The organism is Amycolatopsis jejuensis (genome assembly GCF_000717335.1).
GTDB classification, from domain to species: domain Bacteria; phylum Actinomycetota; class Actinomycetes; order Mycobacteriales; family Pseudonocardiaceae; genus Amycolatopsis; species Amycolatopsis jejuensis.
On sequence record NZ_JNYZ01000019.1, the window covers coordinates 206,810 to 222,683 of the forward strand.

The 15,874-nt window shown below is 69.0% G+C and carries 18 protein-coding genes; 10 read left to right on the forward strand and 8 right to left on the reverse strand.

What is annotated here, in order from left to right; translation table 11 throughout:
• Positions 1–65 precede the first annotated feature (65 nt).
• The 6 genes from OO71_RS25920 (at position 66) to OO71_RS25945 (ending at position 6,619) form a co-directional block, all read left to right on the forward strand.
• Complete coding sequence (locus OO71_RS25920; RefSeq protein WP_033292482.1) at positions 66–491, forward strand: RidA family protein; 426 nt, start codon at positions 66–68, stop codon at positions 489–491.
• On the forward strand, positions 488–1,165 hold the full coding sequence (locus tag OO71_RS25925; RefSeq protein WP_084145284.1) for a DUF1028 domain-containing protein: 678 nt from the start codon (positions 488–490) through the stop codon (positions 1,163–1,165). Before OO71_RS25920 ends, OO71_RS25925 begins: the two co-directional genes overlap by 4 nt.
• Positions 1,165–2,292 (forward strand): M20 family metallopeptidase, encoded by a 1,128-nt coding sequence (locus OO71_RS25930; protein ID WP_033292483.1) that lies wholly within the window; start codon positions 1,165–1,167, stop codon positions 2,290–2,292. The genes OO71_RS25925 and OO71_RS25930 overlap by 1 nt, the downstream gene beginning before the upstream one ends.
• Positions 2,289–3,704: an aspartate ammonia-lyase gene (locus tag OO71_RS25935; protein WP_033292484.1), complete on the forward strand. Its 1,416-nt coding sequence runs from the start codon at positions 2,289–2,291 to the stop codon at positions 3,702–3,704. Before OO71_RS25930 ends, OO71_RS25935 begins: the two co-directional genes overlap by 4 nt.
• Positions 3,705–3,772: 68 nt before the next feature.
• The gene (locus tag OO71_RS25940; protein WP_051792140.1) at positions 3,773–5,119 is read left to right on the forward strand and encodes an MFS transporter; all 1,347 of its coding nucleotides are present in this window, start codon (positions 3,773–3,775) and stop codon (positions 5,117–5,119) included.
• A 3-nt stretch (positions 5,120–5,122) separates the two neighbouring features.
• Positions 5,123–6,619, forward strand: coding sequence for an APC family permease (locus OO71_RS25945; protein WP_033292485.1), 1,497 nt, complete (start codon positions 5,123–5,125; stop codon positions 6,617–6,619).
• On the opposite strand, the gene OO71_RS25950 is transcribed toward OO71_RS25945, so the two are convergent.
• Together OO71_RS25950 and OO71_RS25955 are read right to left on the reverse strand one after the other, a co-directional pair.
• Positions 6,608–6,916, reverse strand: a complete 309-nt coding sequence (locus tag OO71_RS25950) for a winged helix-turn-helix domain-containing protein (protein WP_033292486.1) — start codon at positions 6,914–6,916, stop codon at positions 6,608–6,610. The two genes, OO71_RS25945 and OO71_RS25950, sit on opposite strands and share 12 nt — an antisense overlap.
• Entirely contained in the window at positions 6,903–7,394 is a 492-nt protein-coding gene (locus tag OO71_RS25955) for a hypothetical protein (RefSeq protein WP_033292487.1), read from the reverse strand. The genes OO71_RS25950 and OO71_RS25955 overlap by 14 nt, the downstream gene beginning before the upstream one ends.
• Before the next feature lie 761 nt (positions 7,395–8,155).
• On the opposite strand from OO71_RS25955, the gene OO71_RS25960 reads away from it, so the two are divergent.
• The 4 genes from OO71_RS25960 to OO71_RS25975 all read left to right on the forward strand — a co-directional run bounded on the left by OO71_RS25960 (position 8,156) and on the right by OO71_RS25975 (position 10,755).
• Positions 8,156–9,031 (forward strand): SDR family oxidoreductase, encoded by an 876-nt coding sequence (locus OO71_RS25960; protein WP_033292488.1) that lies wholly within the window; start codon positions 8,156–8,158, stop codon positions 9,029–9,031.
• 15 nt (positions 9,032–9,046) lie between these two features.
• On the forward strand, positions 9,047–9,343 hold the full coding sequence (locus tag OO71_RS25965) for a putative quinol monooxygenase (RefSeq protein ID WP_033292489.1): 297 nt from the start codon (positions 9,047–9,049) through the stop codon (positions 9,341–9,343).
• On the forward strand, positions 9,340–10,092 hold the full coding sequence (locus OO71_RS25970; protein ID WP_033292490.1) for an SDR family oxidoreductase: 753 nt from the start codon (positions 9,340–9,342) through the stop codon (positions 10,090–10,092). Before OO71_RS25965 ends, OO71_RS25970 begins: the two co-directional genes overlap by 4 nt.
• Positions 10,093–10,167: 75 nt before the next feature.
• On the forward strand, positions 10,168–10,755 hold the full coding sequence (locus OO71_RS25975; RefSeq protein WP_033292491.1) for a TetR/AcrR family transcriptional regulator: 588 nt from the start codon (positions 10,168–10,170) through the stop codon (positions 10,753–10,755).
• A 7-nt stretch (positions 10,756–10,762) separates the two neighbouring features.
• Here the strand turns inward: OO71_RS25975 and OO71_RS25980 are convergent, their stop codons facing one another.
• The 6 genes from OO71_RS25980 to OO71_RS26005 are packed head-to-tail and all read right to left on the reverse strand — an operon-like array spanning position 10,763 to position 15,871.
• Complete coding sequence (locus OO71_RS25980; protein WP_033292492.1) at positions 10,763–11,545, reverse strand: SDR family NAD(P)-dependent oxidoreductase; 783 nt, start codon at positions 11,543–11,545, stop codon at positions 10,763–10,765.
• Positions 11,542–12,102 (reverse strand): carboxymuconolactone decarboxylase family protein, encoded by a 561-nt coding sequence (locus OO71_RS25985; protein ID WP_051792143.1) that lies wholly within the window; start codon positions 12,100–12,102, stop codon positions 11,542–11,544. Before OO71_RS25985 ends, OO71_RS25980 begins: the two co-directional genes overlap by 4 nt.
• A gap of 25 nt (positions 12,103–12,127) precedes the next feature.
• A complete protein-coding gene (locus OO71_RS25990) occupies positions 12,128–12,925 on the reverse strand; it encodes an SDR family NAD(P)-dependent oxidoreductase (protein ID WP_033292494.1) in 798 nt (265 codons plus the stop codon).
• Positions 12,922–13,572, reverse strand: coding sequence for a flavin reductase family protein (locus OO71_RS25995; protein ID WP_051792146.1), 651 nt, complete (start codon positions 13,570–13,572; stop codon positions 12,922–12,924). The genes OO71_RS25990 and OO71_RS25995 overlap by 4 nt, the downstream gene beginning before the upstream one ends.
• Position 13,573: 1 nt before the next feature.
• A complete protein-coding gene (locus tag OO71_RS26000; RefSeq protein ID WP_051792149.1) occupies positions 13,574–14,338 on the reverse strand; it encodes an N-acyl homoserine lactonase family protein in 765 nt (254 codons plus the stop codon).
• Between the two features lie 33 nt (positions 14,339–14,371).
• A complete protein-coding gene (locus OO71_RS26005; protein WP_033292495.1) occupies positions 14,372–15,871 on the reverse strand; it encodes a long-chain-fatty-acid--CoA ligase in 1,500 nt (499 codons plus the stop codon).
• Positions 15,872–15,874: the final 3 nt, after the last annotated feature.

Here is a 15,874-nt window from a genome sequence, read left to right on the forward strand (position 1 = left end):
GTCAGGCTGTGCCGGTCCCCGCCTCGGGCGGGATCGGACCCAGCGAATCCAGGGAAGGCCGAGAAGTGACTGTCCACCGGCGCATCCGCCCGTTCAACACGCGAGACACCTACCCTGAGCAGAGCCTCGACAACGACCTGTGCCAGGCGGTCGTCGCGAACGGGACGGTCTACGTCCGCGGGCAGATCGGCCAGGACCTCGACACGAGCGAGTCCGTCGGGATCGGCGACGCCGCCGCGCAGGCCGAGCAGGCGATGGCCAACATCGCGATGCTGCTCGACGAGGCGGGCAGCCGGATGGAGCATCTGGTCAAGCTCACGATCTACCTGATCGACCCCCGCTACCGCGAGGACGTCTACCGCGTCGTCGGCCGCTGGACCAAAGGCGTGCACCCGATTTCGACCGGCCTGGTCGTTTCCGCACTCGCGCGGCCGGAGTGGCTGTGCGAGATCGACGCCATCGCGGTGCTCCCGAAGGAGGAAGAGCAGTGACCCTTTCCGTTGTGGCCCGCGACGTTTCCGGCGGCACCGTGCGGTTCGGAGTCGCCGCGACGTCGTCCAGCCCCGCCGTCGCCGCCCGGGTCGCGCACCTGCGGCCCGGGGTCGGCGCCGCCGCCTCGCAGAACATCACCGACCCCCGGCTCGGCGGCCGGTTGCTCGGCCGGCTCGCCGAGCACGGCAATGCCGAGCAAGCACTTGCTAGTGTCACCACGGCCGCGGACGACATCGAATACCGGCAGCTGACCGTGGTCGGCCGGACCGGCCCCGGATTCGCCTACAGCGGGTCACGGACGCTCGGCAAGCACGCGGCCGCGACCGCCGACGGCGTGGTGGCAGCGGGAAACATGCTGGCGGGCGAACACATTCCGCAGGCGATGGTGGACGCGTTCGGCGCGGCCACCGGCGAACTGGAACGACGGCTGGTCGCCGCGGTACAGGCCGGTCTCGCCGCAGGCGGGGAAGAAGGCCCGGTGCGGTCCGCCGGACTCGTCGTCGTGTCCGAAGTGGACTGGCCGGTCACGGATCTCCGCGTCGACTGGGCGGAGGACCCGGTCGACCGGCTCGCCGAACTGGTCGAGGTGTGGCTCCCCCAGCGCGACGACTACGTGACCCGCGGCCTCGACCCGGCCTCGGCGCCGTCGTACGGCGTACCGGGAGACGACTGATGACGGCCCGGAAAACGGCTGCCCGCCTGGCGATCGACCGCCATGCCGAAGATCTGGTCCGGCTGTCGGAACGCCTGCACGCCGACCCGGAAACCGCATGGGAGGAATACCGTGCCGCGGCGGCGGTACCGGAACTGCTCGACCGCGCCGGATTTGCCGTCACTGCCCGATATCTGGGCCTCGACACTGCCTTCCACGCGACTTACGGCACCGGCCCGCTGAAGATCGCGCTGTGCGCCGAGTACGACGCGCTGCCCGGCCTCGGCCATGCGTGCGGCCACAACCTCATCGCCGCTGGCTCGATCGGCGCGGCGCTCGGTCTGGCCGAGGTCGCCGACGAGGCCGGGCTCACCGTCGAGGTCTACGGCACCCCGGCCGAGGAAGGTGGTGGCGGGAAGATCGAGCTCCTCGACCGCGGTGCCTTCGACGGCGTCGACCTGGCGATGATGGCACACCCCGCGCCGGTGGACGTCGCCGAAGCGCGGCCGTTTGCCGTCAGCCACTCGAAAATCTCCTACCGCGGCAAATCCGCACACGCGGCCTCGTACCCCGAGGCCGGGGTCAACGCCGCGGACGCGTTCACCGTCGCCCAGGTCGCCATCGGGCTGCTGCGCCAGCAACTGCCTTCGTCCGCGCGAGTACACGGCATCGTGACGCATGCCGGTGACGCGCCCAACGCGATTCCGGAGCAGGCGTCCGGCCGGTGGTACGTCCGGGCGGAAACCCTCGCCGAACTGGCCGAGCTCGAACCCCGCGTGCGGCGCGCGTTCGAGGCCGGCGCGCTGGCGACCGGCTGCGAGCTGACCGTGGAACCGGAAAGCAAGCCCTACGCCGAGTTCCGGGCCGACGAGACCGCGCTCGCGGCCTACCGCGCGAATGCCCGCGCGCTCGGCCGCGAGTTCGCCCCGGACGGGCAAGCCGCGCGGATGAACCGGGCGTCGACCGACATGGGCAACGTGTCCCAAGCCGTGCCCGCAATCCACCCGTATGTCGGCATCGGGTCCCTGCCCGCGACGAACCATCAGCGCGAGTTCGCCGCGCACTGCGTCGGCGGCCCCGCCGAGCGCGCACTGCTCGACAGCGCGGTCGCGCTCGCCTGGACCGGGATCGACCGGGTGGCAGCATGACCGGCACCCGGCGCGAGCACGACATGCTCGGCGAGATCGACGTCCCCGCCGCGGTCTACTACGGCGCACACACCGCCCGCGCGCTCGTCAACTTCCCCATCACCGGCGAGTCCCTCGCGGACCGCCCGCATCTCGTCGTCGCGCTGGCGACGGTCAAACAAGCCGCCGCCGCAGCAAACCTGGAGGTCGGAGCACTCGACCGGCAGCGCGCGGAAGCAATCATCAATGCCTGCACGGAGATCCGCTCCGGCCTGCTGCACGACCAGTTCGTCGTCGACCTGATCCAGGGCGGCGCCGGAACCTCGACCAACATGAACTCCAACGAGGTCATCGCGAACCGGGCGCTGGAACTGCTCGGCCGGGAACGCGGCGACTACGCGGCACTGCATCCGCTCGACCACGTCAACCTCGGTCAGAGCACCAACGACGTCTACCCCACCGCGGTGAAACTCGCGCTCGACCGCCATCTCGGCGAACTGCTCGCGGCGCTCGCCGTCCTGCGGGAAGCCTTCGCCGCCAAGGCACTGGAGTTCGCCGACGTCGTGAAGATGGGCCGTACCCAGCTGCAGGACGCCGTCCCGATGACGCTCGGACAGGAGTTCGGCGCGTTCGCCGCCACGCTGGCCGAAGACGAGCAACGGCTGTCCGAGGCGCGGCTGCTGCTGCACGAGCTCAACCTCGGCGGCACCGCGATCGGCACCGGCCTCAACGCCCGCCCCGGCTACCGCGAACGGGCCGTCGCGCACCTGCGCGACCTGACCGGGATCCCGACCCTGGTCTCCGCCGACGACCTCATCGAGGCCACCCAGGACGTCGGCGTTTTCGTCCAGCTGTCCGGGGTGCTGAAACGGGTCGCGGTCAAGCTGTCCAAGATCTGCAACGATCTCCGGCTGCTGTCCTCGGGACCGCAGGCCGGGTTCGGCGAGCTCGCCCTTCCCGCGCGGCAGGCGGGTTCGTCGATCATGCCGGGCAAGGTCAACCCGGTGATCCCCGAAGCGGTCAACCAGATCGCATTCGAGATCATCGGCAACGACGTCACCGTCACACTCGCGGCCGAAGGCGGGCAGCTGCAGCTCAACGCGTTCGAGCCGGTCATCGCCCGGGCCCTCACCGCCGGGCTCGACCACCTCACCGCCGGCATCGGCGTGCTGGCTACGCACTGTGTCCGCGGTATCACCGCGCACCGCGCCCGGCTCGCGGAGATCGTCGCCGAGTCCACCGGCCTGGTGACCGCGCTCAGCCCGGCGCTCGGCTACGAGGTGGCCTGCGCGGTCGCGGTCGAGGCCCACCGCACCGGCCGTCCGGCACTCCAGCTGGTCCGCGAACGCCGGTTGCTCACCGACGAGCAGCTCGGCGCACTCACCACCCCGCGGGCGCTCACCGGTGGACCGGCCGAGTGCCCGTCCGGCTAGCGGTTCTTTCTGCTCGTCCTGCTGCGGCGCCGGCTGTCCCGGCGCACGATCTGGTTCAAGGAGGCACCATGACCACGCAGGATTCACCCGCCGGGGAACTGGCGGAAACCCGGACCGACCCGGCGACACTGCGGCGCAGTGTCGCGGCGGGCGCCGTCGGGGTGTTCGTCCACTGGTTCGACTGGGCCGCCTACGCCTACCTCGCGAGCACCATCGCGACGGTGTTCTTCCCCGCCGGAAATCCCACCGCCGGACTGCTCGCCGTGTTCGGCGTCTTCGCCGTGTCGTTCGGCATCCGGCCGGTCGGCGCGCTCGTGTTCGGCCCGCTGGGCGACCGGATCGGCCGCAAGCGCACGCTGTCGATCGTCATTTTCGTGATGTCCGGGGCGACGCTGGTAATCGGGCTGCTGCCCGGCTATGCCACGATCGGGATCGGCGCTCCCCTTGCGCTGGTATTCCTGCGGCTGCTGCAGGGATTCGCCGCGGGCGGCGAGTTCGGGAGCGCCGCGAGCTTCCTCGCCGAGTACGCGCCCCGGCGCCGCCGCGGGTTCGGGGTCAGCTGGCTCGAGGTCGGGTCCCTGCTCGGGTTCCTCGCCGGGTCGTTCGTCTTCTTCCTCCTGTCGACCGGTCTCAGCGAAGCGCAGCTGGTCTCGTGGGGCTGGCGGGTGCCGTTCCTCATCGCCGCGCCGCTCGGCATCGTCGGCTTCGTCATCCGCACCAAGATCGAGGACACGCCCGAGTACCGCGCCCTCGAAGCGACCGACAACGTGCCGCGCAGCCCGGTCCGGGAACTCTTCCGCAACAACAAGAAGGAGCTCTTCCAGGCGGCCGGGCTGATGACGATGATGCACGTGCCGTTCTACGCGGTGCTCACCTACCTCGTCACCTACGAAACCGATTATCTCGGCCATTCGGCAGGCAGCGCCGCGCTGCTGTCCACGGTGATCTCGCTCGTCGGGCTGGTACTCGTGCCCTCGTTCGGCAGGCTGTCCGACCGCGTCGGGCGCCGCCCGGTGCTGATCGGCGCGGGGATCGCGCTGTTCGTGCTCGCGACCCCCGCGTACCTGCTGATGCGCACCGGCCTCATCGGCACGTGGGTCGGCGGCCTGGCACTCGGCGTCATCCTCGCGGCGATCCTGGGTACGTACGCCGTGTGGTCCGCCGAGATCTTCCCGACCCGCACGCGCCAGGGCGGACTGTCCATTTCGTACAACGTGGTCGCGGCCCTGTTCGCGGGCACCGTGCCGTACCTGATGACCGTACTGATCTCGGCCACCGGCAGCACCCTGGTACCCGGCCCGTACCTGATGGTCGCCGCAGTGGTCGGGCTGACCGCGGCCTTCTCGATGAAGGAAACCGCGGGAAACCCGTTGCTGCAGAAGGAAGACCTGCCCGCCGCCGGCCGAGGGCGGTGAAGCGTGCCCGATCCCGCCGGAAGCGAATTCCTCCACAGCGAATCCGGCAACCTGCGCCGGAACCTGCGTCGCATCGACTCGATCTTCCTCGCCATCGCCGCCATCATCTCGGTGGATACGATCGGGCAGATCGCCACCTCCGGGGCACAGGCGATCACCTGGACCGTGGTCCTGCTCGTGCTTTTCCTGTTCCCCTACGGCCTCGTGATGGCCGAGCTCGGCAGCACCTTCCCCGCGGAAGGCGGCCCGTTCGTGTGGCTGCGGCTGGCTTTCGGCAAGCTGCCCGCCGCCCTCGGCACCCTGCTGTACTGGATCACCAACCCCGTGTGGCTCGGCGGCTCGATCACGTTCCTCGCCGCCGCCACCTGGCAGCAGTACCTCGCGCCCGCCACGCCCGGCGGTTTCGCCGACTACGTGTTCAAGCTCGTCTTCATCTGGCTGGCGATCCTCGGCGCGGTCGTGAGCCTGCGCTACGGCAAGTGGTTCATCGCGGCCGGGGCACTGCTCAAGGTCGGTCTCGTCGTGCTGTTTGCCATCACCGTCGCGATCTATGCCGCGCGCAACGGTGTACCAGGCTCACTCACCGACGGGCTTTCCCCCACCGTCGGCGGCTTCCTCGCCGTCGTGCCCGTTCTCATGTTCGCGCTCGTCGGCTTCGAGGCCCCCAACGGTGCCGCCGAGGAAATGCACAACCCACGCCGCGACGTGCCGATCACCGTCGGCGTCTCGGGAATCGTGTCAGCACTCTGTTACCTCGTCCCGGTCGTCGGCATCGTGCTGGTCATGCCCGCCGACCGGATCAGCGGCCTCGGCGGCTTCCTCGACGCGGTGAAACAGGTCTTCTCCGTCTACGGCGGCGCCGCCGGCCCGATGCTCGCCTTCGCGGCGGTCGCGTTCGTCCTGGTCCTGCTCAACCAAGGCTGTTCGTGGATGATCGCCTCCGACCGCATCCAGGCCATGGCCGCCGTCGACGGCGCATTCCCCCGCTGGTTCGGCGCTTTCCACCCGAAGCTGAACACCCCATTGCGGGTCAACCTGCTCTCCGGCGTCGTCGCGACCGCGTTCACCGTCGTGGCCACGGTGGTGCAGAGCAGCTCCGCATCGGCGGTGTTCGCGGTCGTGCTGAACATCGCCGTCAGCACCCTGCTGCTGTCCTACCTCGTGATCTTCCCGACGATCGTCGTGCTCCGCCGCCGCTACCCCGACGTCGAACGCCCGTTCCGCGTCCCCGGCGGGAAGGCCGGACTGTGGATCAGCGCAGTGCTCATCTACCTGTGGATCCTGCTCGGCGCCTGGCAGACCATCGCCCCCGGTGTCCTCGACCGGGCACTGGGCGTGGACTACGACTTCGAAGGCACCTGGGGCGTTTCCCGGCTGACATTCGAGTTGTTCACCATCGGAACGCTCGCGGTACTGGTCAGCTTCGGGGTCATCGGCTACCTCGTCGCCCGCAGGCAACCAGCGCGTACTCCGGAATCCAGTGCGCAGCTAGTCGCGTGAACGGCGCGCGCTGTTCTCGACGATCCGCTGCAGGCCTGCCACGTGCGTACGCAGTGCGTCGTGCCCGGAATCGCTGAGGTTGAGCCAAGTTCGCGGCCGCTTCCCCACGTACCCTTTCTTGACCTCGACATACCCGGCACCGGCCAGATTCGTGATCTGCTTCGACAGCGCGGAATCCGACAACCCGGCCGCATCGCGGACCCAGCCGAACTCGGCCCACTCGGTACCGGACAACAGCGCCACGATGGACAGCCGGGTGGGGTCCAGCAGGAGCGGATCCAGGTCAGGCGTGGCCATCGGGCGCGCCTCCCGCCCGGCCGGGCCGGACCAGCGCCCTCCGCAGATGCGGCCCGAAGCCGATCAGCCCGATCGCCAGTACCGCGCCCAGAATCGTGCTCCCGTACGGAATCCGCACGGGCACCAGCGCCACAGCCAACGCCGCTGCCACACACACCACGACGAAAACCAGCCCGACGACGGCGATCCTCGGCCGGACGGCGGACTTGTCCACCCGCACCCGGTGCCCCAGCCACGCCCCACCCCGTCGGGTACGCAGCATGAGCACGTAACCCACGACGAGCACAGCCAGCACCAGCCCCTTCCACGCGGCCGCACTGGGCAGGAAATCCGCGGAAGCCAGGTACAGAAAAACCACGAGGGCGAACACGACGTCCACCCACCTCGCCCCGTGCCGCGCCCCGAGCGCCTGCTCCCGCCGACGGCCGACGTCCTGCAGAGCGCGCGCCGCCTCGTCCGCGGAGGGATGTTCGCCCATGGCCGCCTCCTTGTCTCGGTGACATTACTTTCCCAAGGGGAAAGTACCCCAGCACTTTCCCTTCAGGCAAGTACTGGCTTGACGGGAAGCTGCGCACCGTGATCCCGAGACCGGCCGCCCGCCTCCAGCGCGGGACATCGGCCACTCACCACCTCGAAGGCCCCGAATTCCGTTGCCCTGCACGATGATCGGCACATGCGCAGCGGACCCGACCACCGATCGAGGCCCACCTTCGACATACCTACACACCCACACCGAACCCGACCACCGATCGAGGCCCACCTTCGACATACCTACACACCCACACCGAACCCGACCACCGATCGAGGCCCACCGTCGACATACCTACACACCCACACCGAACCCGACCACCGATCGAGGCCCACCGTCGACATACCTGCACACCCACACCGGTCCCGGCCGCCCCGAGCGAGACCCAGGCTCACCACGCCCGCAATGGGCCTGACCACCCCGAGCGAACTGCACCCCCAGCACACCATCACCGGACCGGCCGCCCCGACCGAGACTCAGCACGCCCGCAATCGACCTGCCACCCCAGCCGAGGCCCACGTCCGCACGCCCCGCCCCGGCGAGCGCGCGAGACCACGCGGGCGTCCGTGAAGGGAACCATCACGGAATCTGATTCCGTGATGGTTCCCTTCACGGACAACCGAGACCACATCTCTCCGAAACCCGGCCTTGACATCCCTAACTAGATAGTTACTCTAGTATCTAACCGGATAGTTACCCGAGGAGACGACATGAGCACCAGCCAGAAGACCGACAAGACCCAGAAGACCTGGTTCATCACCGGCGCCTCGCGTGGGATCGGCCGCGAGCTGACCGAACAGGCGCTTCGCCGGGGTGACCGGGTCGCCGCCACCCTCCGCAACCCCTCCGTACTCGACGAGCTGCGCGAAACCTACGGTGACCAGCTCTGGACGGCCCGGCTGGACGTGACCGACGACGACGCCATGCGGGACGTCGTGGGCAGGGCGTTCGCCGAGCTCGGGCGGATCGACGTCGTCGTGTCCAATGCCGGGTACGGCCTCATCGGGGCTGCCGAGGAGTTCACCGACGAGCAGGTCGCCGCGATGATCTCGACGAACCTCACCGCCAGCATCCAGCTCGCCCGCACCACGACCCCGTACCTGCGCAAGCAGGGCGGTGGCCACTTCGTCCAGATGTCGAGCATGGGCGGGTTCATCACCTACACCGGGTTCGCCATGTACCACGCCACCAAGTTCGGCCTCGAGGGGTTCTTCGAGGCGTGGTCCAGCGAGGTCGAGCCGTTCGGCATCCGCACCACGCTGGTGGAGCCCGGCCAGATCCGGACGTCGTTCTACGAGACGACGCAGATCGCCGAGACCTCCGACGTCTACCGCGACCACCCCTCGATGTGGCGTGGTGAGGTCGACCTCACCACGATGCCCGGCGACCAGGCCAAGGTCGCGGCCGCGATGATCGAGGCCGCCGACGCGCCGGCCCCGCCGAGCCGGCTGCTGCTCGGTTCGGACGCCTTCGCGATGGTCACCGGCGCGCTCGCCGAGCGGCTCGCCTACTTCCAGGCGCACGAGGCCGTGTCCCGCAGCACCGACATCGACGGGTTCGTGGCCACCGCCGCAACCGCGTCCTGACCGAGGACGGCCTCGTTGATTCTCATCACCAAGTTCCATCCCAATTCGGAAGAATCCGCCGCGGAACTGCGTCAAAGGCTCCTCAAGGCCGCGACCGCAGTCCCGGCCGAGCAGGGAAACCTCGGCTACGAGGTCTGCGAACTCGACGGAACCCCCGGAACCCTGTACGTCGTCGAGTCCTGGCAGACCGCCGCGGACGCCGACCGGCATGTGCGGCTCATGACGGAGTCCGGCGCGATTGCCGGGCTGACACCGCTCCTGGCCGAGCCACTGCACACGACCACCCTGAACGAGCTGAGGAAACAACCATGAAACTCAAGGGAAATCGCGTCCTCGTCACCGGTGCCGGAACCGGCATGGGTCTGGAAGCCGCAAAGCAACTGACCGCACTCGGCAACGAAGTACTGATGGTCGCCCGGAACGAAGACCGGCTGCGGGAGGAGGCCGCCCGGCTGGCGAACGCCACCGTGTTCGCGTGCGACCTGTCCGACCCGGCGCAGATCGACGCGCTCGTCGCGCACGTCAGAGCAAACGTGCCCGGCCTCAACTGGGTCTTCCTCAATGCCGGGGTCACGCACACGTACAAGCTGTTCGGCACCGAGGACACCATCGGGCACGCGGCCAGGGAAATGGCGACCAACTACCTGTCGGCCGTCCGGATCCTGACCCTGCTCGAGCCCGTCCTCGCGCAGCAGGCCGACCCGGCGTTCATCCTCACCACCTCCGGGACGGCACTCGTCCCCGACATCTCGAACCCGACCTACAGCGCGACGAAAGCCGCCCTGCACTCGCTCGCCCAGTCCGCCCGGCTCACGCTGGAGCGCAAGGGCTCGGCCATCAAGGTGTTCGAGATCCTGGCCCCGCTGGTCGACTCGCCGTTCGCCAAGGACGTGCAGTCCGAGCACAAGCTGCCGCCCGCCGACGTCATCCGCGACGTGCTCGCCGACCTCGGCAAGGACGTCTACCAGATCCATCCGGGACCGGCCGTCAACCTGTACCGGCAGTTCCTCGAATCACCGGAGAAGGCACTTCACCTGATCAACCAGATGACGAACGCCTAGCCGGAACCCGTGGTGGCCCGATGTGACACACTCGGGTCACCTATCCGGTTAGTTACCTACGAAGGGAGAGGCGCCGTGGCCTCGAAGCAGTCCCCCGATCCCGAGTCCAGCCGCGAACGCCTCCTCAAGGCCGCGTTCGCCGAGTTCACCGCGCACGGCCTGGCCGGCGGCCGCGTCGACCGCATAGCCGAAGCCGCCGGTTGCAACAAACGCCTCATCTACCTGTACTTCACCGACAAGAACGGGTTGTTCGACGCGGTGGTCAGCAGGCACATCGAGGCGATGATGGACGGGGTCAGCTTCGACGCAGACGACCTTCCCGCCTACGCCGGACGGCTGTTCGACTGGCTGTACGACCGGCCGGACGTGCTCCGGCTGTTCGGCTGGCGGAACCTGGAGACGGACGAAACCTCCGACGTGGAGCGGCTTTCCTACGACCGGAAGCTCCAGGCGCTCACCACTGCGGCGGACAAGGAAAAGCTGGTGTCCGGCATCGATCTCCGTGACCTGCTGACCCTGGTGATCGGGATGGTGACGGCGTGGGCCCGGCCGTCCCCGGCGCTGCTGGACACGGTCGGCCGGCTCACCGAGGCACCAGTCCGGCAGCGGGCCAGGGCTTCCCTGGTGGCCGCGGTGGAGCTCCTGGCTCCGGTGCAGTCCTGAGCGGTACTCAAATGCCGGTCTTGCCGCCATCGACGGCAAGAGTCTGCGCGGTGATGTAGGAACTCTCGTCCGAGAGAAAGAACAGTGCCGCATAAGCGATGTCCCACGCGGTGCCCATCCGCCGCAATGGCAACCCGGCGGTGCTTCGTTCCGGACGCCCCGCCGCGGCCCGGCGGCCGTTGGGCGTGTCGATCAATCCCGGCGCGACCATGTTCACCCGGATGTCCCGGTCGCCCAGCTCGCGCGCGGCGTGCCGCAGCAGACCGGCGAGAGCCGCCTTCGACGCCTCGTACGCCACCAGCCTGCTCCCCGACCGGAGGCCCGCGATGGACGAGATCAGCACGATCGAACCGCCGGGCGGCAGATGTGGAACGGCCGCCCGGACCGAGAGCATCGCGCCCCGGACGTTGACCCGGAACACGTCGTCCCAGGCATCCGGATCGGCACCGGCGAGATCGAGCCCCGCGATGCCGATGCCGACGTTGTAGATGATCCCGTCCAGGCCGCCCAGCCGCCGGTTCGCGGTTTCCACCATGGCCGCGATCTCCTCCGGCTCACGAGTGTCCGCACGGAGGGCGAATCCGCTGCCGGGTTCTGCTTCGAGCAGCGCGACGGTGGCCTCGGCCCGGTCGAGATGGTGGTCGGCCACGGCGACATCGGCACCCTCGCGGGCACACACGATCGCCATGGCCCGCCCGTTCCCGACCGGGTCGGTCGCCGCGTCGTGGACGGTCTGCCCGCCCCCGACGACGAGGATCTTCCTGCCCGGCAACCGTCCCCTGCCGGTCATCGCGGGAACCCGACGAGCCCGGGATCGAGCGCGACCCCGAACGCGTTCAGCATCATCGCGGTGAGCCGGTAGGTACCGGCGACCGCCACGATCTCCATCACCGTCTCGGCCGGGTAATGGGCGGTGAGCTCATCCCAGGTCCCGTCGGAAACCGTTGCGGTGTCGTGGAGTTCGTCGGCTGCCCGCAGTACCACCGCTTCGGCGGGTGGCCATTCCGCCTCGGCGAACTCCGCGACCGCCGCGATCTCCCGCTCCTCGACCCCGGCCCGGGCGGCGATCTTGCGGTGCTGTGCCCACTCGTATTCGCAGCCACAGCGAATCGCGGTCCGGAGGATCAACAGCTCCCGGACCCGATCGGGCAAGGCGCCGTCGAACAGCAGGCCGTGGGCGAGGCCCAGCCATCGCTCGTACACGTGCGGGTTCCGCACGAACGTCGAGTAGATGTTCACCTCTCGCGGGGTCTTGGTGGCCTTCAGCAGCAGTGCGTCCTGTTCGGGAGTGCGGGCGTCCGGCGGCAGCGGGGCAAGGCGAACGGGCCGGGGCGTGGCCGTCGTCATCAGGTCTCCAATTCTTGACATAATGTCAGCCGATGTTGAGTGCCTGTCCCCCGTCAATGGGAATGGCGGCGCCGGTGATGAACGAGGCATCGTCCGACGCGAGGAACAGCGCGGCGTTCGCGACATCCCACGCCGTACCCATCAACCCGCGCAAGGGGACCCGGGCGTTGCGCTCCGCGACCAGCTCGTCCCTCGGCCGTCCCCGGCGCACCGGATTGTCGATTGCCATCGGGGTGGCGATCAGCCCCGGGAGCAGGCAATTGACGCGGATGCCGTACGGGGCGTTCGTGATCGCCAGGTGCTCGGTGAGGGACACGACCGCGGCCTTCGTGGTGCGGTAGGCGACCAGCGGGTGGTTGATCGCGGAGGCGATCGAGCCGATGTTGGTGATGACGCCGCTCTCCTGCGCCCGCATGTGCGGCAGGACGTACTTGCAGGTCAGCACCATGCCCTGCAGGTTGATCGCGGTGATTGCCGCGAACGCTTCGGCGGTGATCTCGGTGACCGGCGCGTCGCCGGCGCTGAGGCTGACGCCGACGTTGTTGTGCAGCACGTCGATCCGGCCGAATCCGGACACCACGTCCTCGACCAGGGCGGCGAGGTCGGCCTCGCTGGTGACGTCGGCGCGCCGGGCAACGCACCGGCCGCCCTCCGCCACGATCATCGCCGCGGTCGCTTCGGCCGATTCGAGATCCCGGTCGGCCGCGATCACGGTCGCGCCGGAGCGGGCGTACCGCATCGCGCTCGCCCGCCCGTTTCCGACCGTCTCCCCTGGCGTTTGTCCCGCACCCAGCACGAGTGCGATGCGTCCGTCGAGTTTCATGATGCGGCGTTCCCTGCCGGGAAGGACTCGCGATGAGCGTCGGCGGAAGGCGGATCCATCCGGAACACGTCCCCGAACGAGGTGTAGAAAGGCCCGCCGATCCGGGCGACGGGATCGAGCCCGGCGGGGTCCACGCGGTGCCCGTCGAAAGCGCGCGACGCAAGGTGGAACCACACGACCCGGCCGAAGACCATCGTCCCGTTCCCGATGTCCAGCGTCTGCTGCACAGTGCATTCGATGGCCGCCGGAGCATCCCGGACGTACGGCGGCGCGACGAGCGTGCCCGGCGCGGCCGCGACGCGGGCCCAGCTGAACTCGTCCTCTTCGGCCGCCAGCTCGGCGCTGGTCAGGTTCATCGAGGCGGCAAGGGACCGGTCGACGAGGTTCACCACGAACTCCCCGGTTTCGACGACGTTGGCGAGCGTGTCCTTGATGTGATCGTCCCGCCTGCTGCTGGTGAAATGCACGATCGGCGGGTCGAGCGAGGCAATGTTGAAGAAGCTGTGCGGCGCGAGGTTGCGCACGCCGTCGCCGCTCACCGACGACACCCACGCGATCGGGCGCGGAACGACGAGCGAGGTCAGAATCGACCGCACGCGCCGGTCGGGCAGCTCGGCCGCGGCTAGTTCGTATCCGTCCGGGTTCATGTCAGAACACCGGCCTCGGAGCGTGCGGAAGGTCGTCCCAGCAGCCGGGTTCGTGCCCGTAGACGACGAGCGCGCCGGCCGCCCGCAGGTCACGGAGCATCGCGAGCGAGGCGAGCGCGGCGGCGCGGTCGGCGACGATCCCGGCCATCCGGAGCCCGTCGAGATTGTCCTTGGTGTAGCAGGCATCCCCGCAGAGGACGACGTCCCGGCCGGGCCCCCGGACGACCAGGGACTGGTGCCCCGGGGTGTGGCCGTGGGTGGGCACGCAGACCACGGAACCGTCGCCGAAGACGTCGTACCGCCCATCGAGCAGCGTGACCTGCCGGCTGCTCGCGAAGTCGACCTGCCGGTATCCGCGGTGGGTGTCCGGGACCCTGGTCGCGTGGTCCCATTCGGCCCGCTGGATCAGGATCTCGGCCTCCGGCAGCAGGGCATTGCCGCCGCAATGGTCGTAGTGCAGATGGGAATTCACCACGAAGTCGATGCTTTCCGGGGCCCGGCCCAGCTCGGCGAGCCGTTCGGCGACACTGTGGCCGCGCGGCAGGTCGACGCCGATCTCGGCGAGCCCGGCGGCCGAGAAGTAGGCCGGGAGATCGTCCCGTACCAGCGGGTTGAGCCCGGTGTCGAACACGACGGTGCCGCGCTCGTGCACCACCAGCACGGACAGGATCGGCACGGTGACCGGGTCGCGGCTCGCCCCGTCCCGCAGGAAGGACTGCGGGACCGTGGTGGTTCCGGTCTGGAAGGCGTACAGGCCAAGGGACATCGAAACTCCCGGAGCGAGATTTTTGACATGATGTCAGTCGAATGGAGAATGGTCCAGCTCGCGCTTGGCCACCTTCCCCGTGGCGGTCATCGGCAGCGCATCGACGAACTCGACGATCCGCGGATACTTGTAGGCGGCAATGCGCTCCCGCGCCCAGGCGACCAGGTCCGGCTCGGTGAGCGGCGCTTCCGGCATCCGGATCACGAACGCCTTCACCTCTTCCCCGTGCGAGGGATGCGGAACGCCCCGCACCGCGGCCAGCGACACCTGCGGGTGCGCCATGAGAAGCTCCTCCACCTCCCGCGGATACACATTGAATCCACCGCGGATGATGACGTCCTTGACCCGGTCGACCAGGTAGTAGTCGCCGTCCGCGTCACGCCGGGCGAGGTCGCCGGTCCGCAGCCATCCGTCGTGGAACGCGGCGGCGGTCGCTTCCGGCATCCCGAAGTACCGCTTCATCACCCCGGTCCCGCGTACCTCGATCTCGCCGACGACGCCGGGTTCGTGGATCACTTGCCCGTCGAGGTCCACGAGCCGCATTTGGACGCCCCAGATCGGCCGTCCGATGGAGCCGATCTTTCGAGTGCCGACCGGATCCCCCATGGCCACCACGGGGGAAGTCTCGGTGAGGCCGTATCCCTCGACCACCGGCACTCCGAAGAGCCGCTCGAACTCCCGCAGCAGCTCCTCGGGCAGGCTCGCGCCGCCAGCCCCGGCGATGCGCACGTTCAGCTCCGGACGCTCGGCCGCGGCCGCGTGTCGCACGAGCTGCCAGTACATCGTGGGTACGCCCGCGAAGAACGTCACCTGCTCGCGGGCCATCAGCTCCAGCACCGCGGACGCATCGAACCTCGAGACGAGCACCAGGGTCGCGCCGACCGCGATCCCGGCGTTCAGGTGCACCGTCGCGCCGTAGGAATGGAACAACGGCAAGGCAACCAGGTGCACGTCGCCACAGATCTCGTTGCGGTACTGGCGATTCACCGCGATGGCATTGAGGACCAGGTTCGCGTGTGTCAGCTCGGCGCCCTTGGGCCGTCCGGTCGTACCCGAGGTGTAGAGGATGACAGCAGTGGTGTCCGGGGAGGTCGGATGCACCGGAAAGCCTTGGCTGCCATCGGATTCGCAGTCGTCGATCAGCACGAACCGCTCGCAGCCGGAATCCGCTGCCGCCGCTTCGGCCTCGGCAAGCCACTCGGCATGGTCCGGCGCGTGCACGAGATACGCCGCGGCCCCCGATTGGCGGAGCTGATAGGCGATTTCGTCCCGGCGCAGCAGGACGTTCAGCGGAACCACGATCGCCCCGAGCTTGAGGATGCCGTAGTAGACGACCGGGAATTCCGGCGTGTTGGGGCACGTCACAGCCACCCGGTCACCGGGGGCGACCCCGAGCTGGTGCAATCGGCGGGCGATGCCGTCCGATGCCCGGTCGAGCTCCCGGTAGGTCAGGCGCCGTCCGTCGTGGACGAGCGCTTCCCGGTCGGGATGGTTGCTCGCCGCGTCGCCGAGGAAGGTCGCTAGGTTCAGCATGAT

Bases quoted from the DNA above. Each gene is read 5' to 3' on its own strand.
- OO71_RS25930 (WP_033292483.1), top strand. From the start codon at position 1,165: ATGACGGCCCGGAAAACGGCTGCCCGCCTGGCGATCGACCGCCATGCC.
- OO71_RS25935 (WP_033292484.1), top strand. From the start codon at position 2,289: ATGACCGGCACCCGGCGCGAGCACGACATGCTCGGCGAGATCGACGTC.
- OO71_RS25940 (WP_051792140.1), top strand. From the start codon at position 3,773: ATGACCACGCAGGATTCACCCGCCGGGGAACTGGCGGAAACCCGGACC.
- OO71_RS25950 (WP_033292486.1), bottom strand. From the start codon at position 6,916: ATGGCCACGCCTGACCTGGATCCGCTCCTGCTGGACCCCACCCGGCTG.
- OO71_RS25955 (WP_033292487.1), bottom strand. From the start codon at position 7,394: ATGGGCGAACATCCCTCCGCGGACGAGGCGGCGCGCGCTCTGCAGGAC.
- OO71_RS25960 (WP_033292488.1), top strand. From the start codon at position 8,156: ATGAGCACCAGCCAGAAGACCGACAAGACCCAGAAGACCTGGTTCATC.
- OO71_RS25970 (WP_033292490.1), top strand. From the start codon at position 9,340: ATGAAACTCAAGGGAAATCGCGTCCTCGTCACCGGTGCCGGAACCGGC.
- OO71_RS25980 (WP_033292492.1), bottom strand. From the start codon at position 11,545: ATGACCGGCAGGGGACGGTTGCCGGGCAGGAAGATCCTCGTCGTCGGG.
- OO71_RS25985 (WP_051792143.1), bottom strand. From the start codon at position 12,102: ATGACGACGGCCACGCCCCGGCCCGTTCGCCTTGCCCCGCTGCCGCCG.
- OO71_RS25990 (WP_033292494.1), bottom strand. From the start codon at position 12,925: ATGAAACTCGACGGACGCATCGCACTCGTGCTGGGTGCGGGACAAACG.
- OO71_RS25995 (WP_051792146.1), bottom strand. From the start codon at position 13,572: ATGAACCCGGACGGATACGAACTAGCCGCGGCCGAGCTGCCCGACCGG.
- OO71_RS26000 (WP_051792149.1), bottom strand. From the start codon at position 14,338: ATGTCCCTTGGCCTGTACGCCTTCCAGACCGGAACCACCACGGTCCCG.
- OO71_RS26005 (WP_033292495.1), bottom strand. From the start codon at position 15,871: ATGCTGAACCTAGCGACCTTCCTCGGCGACGCGGCGAGCAACCATCCC.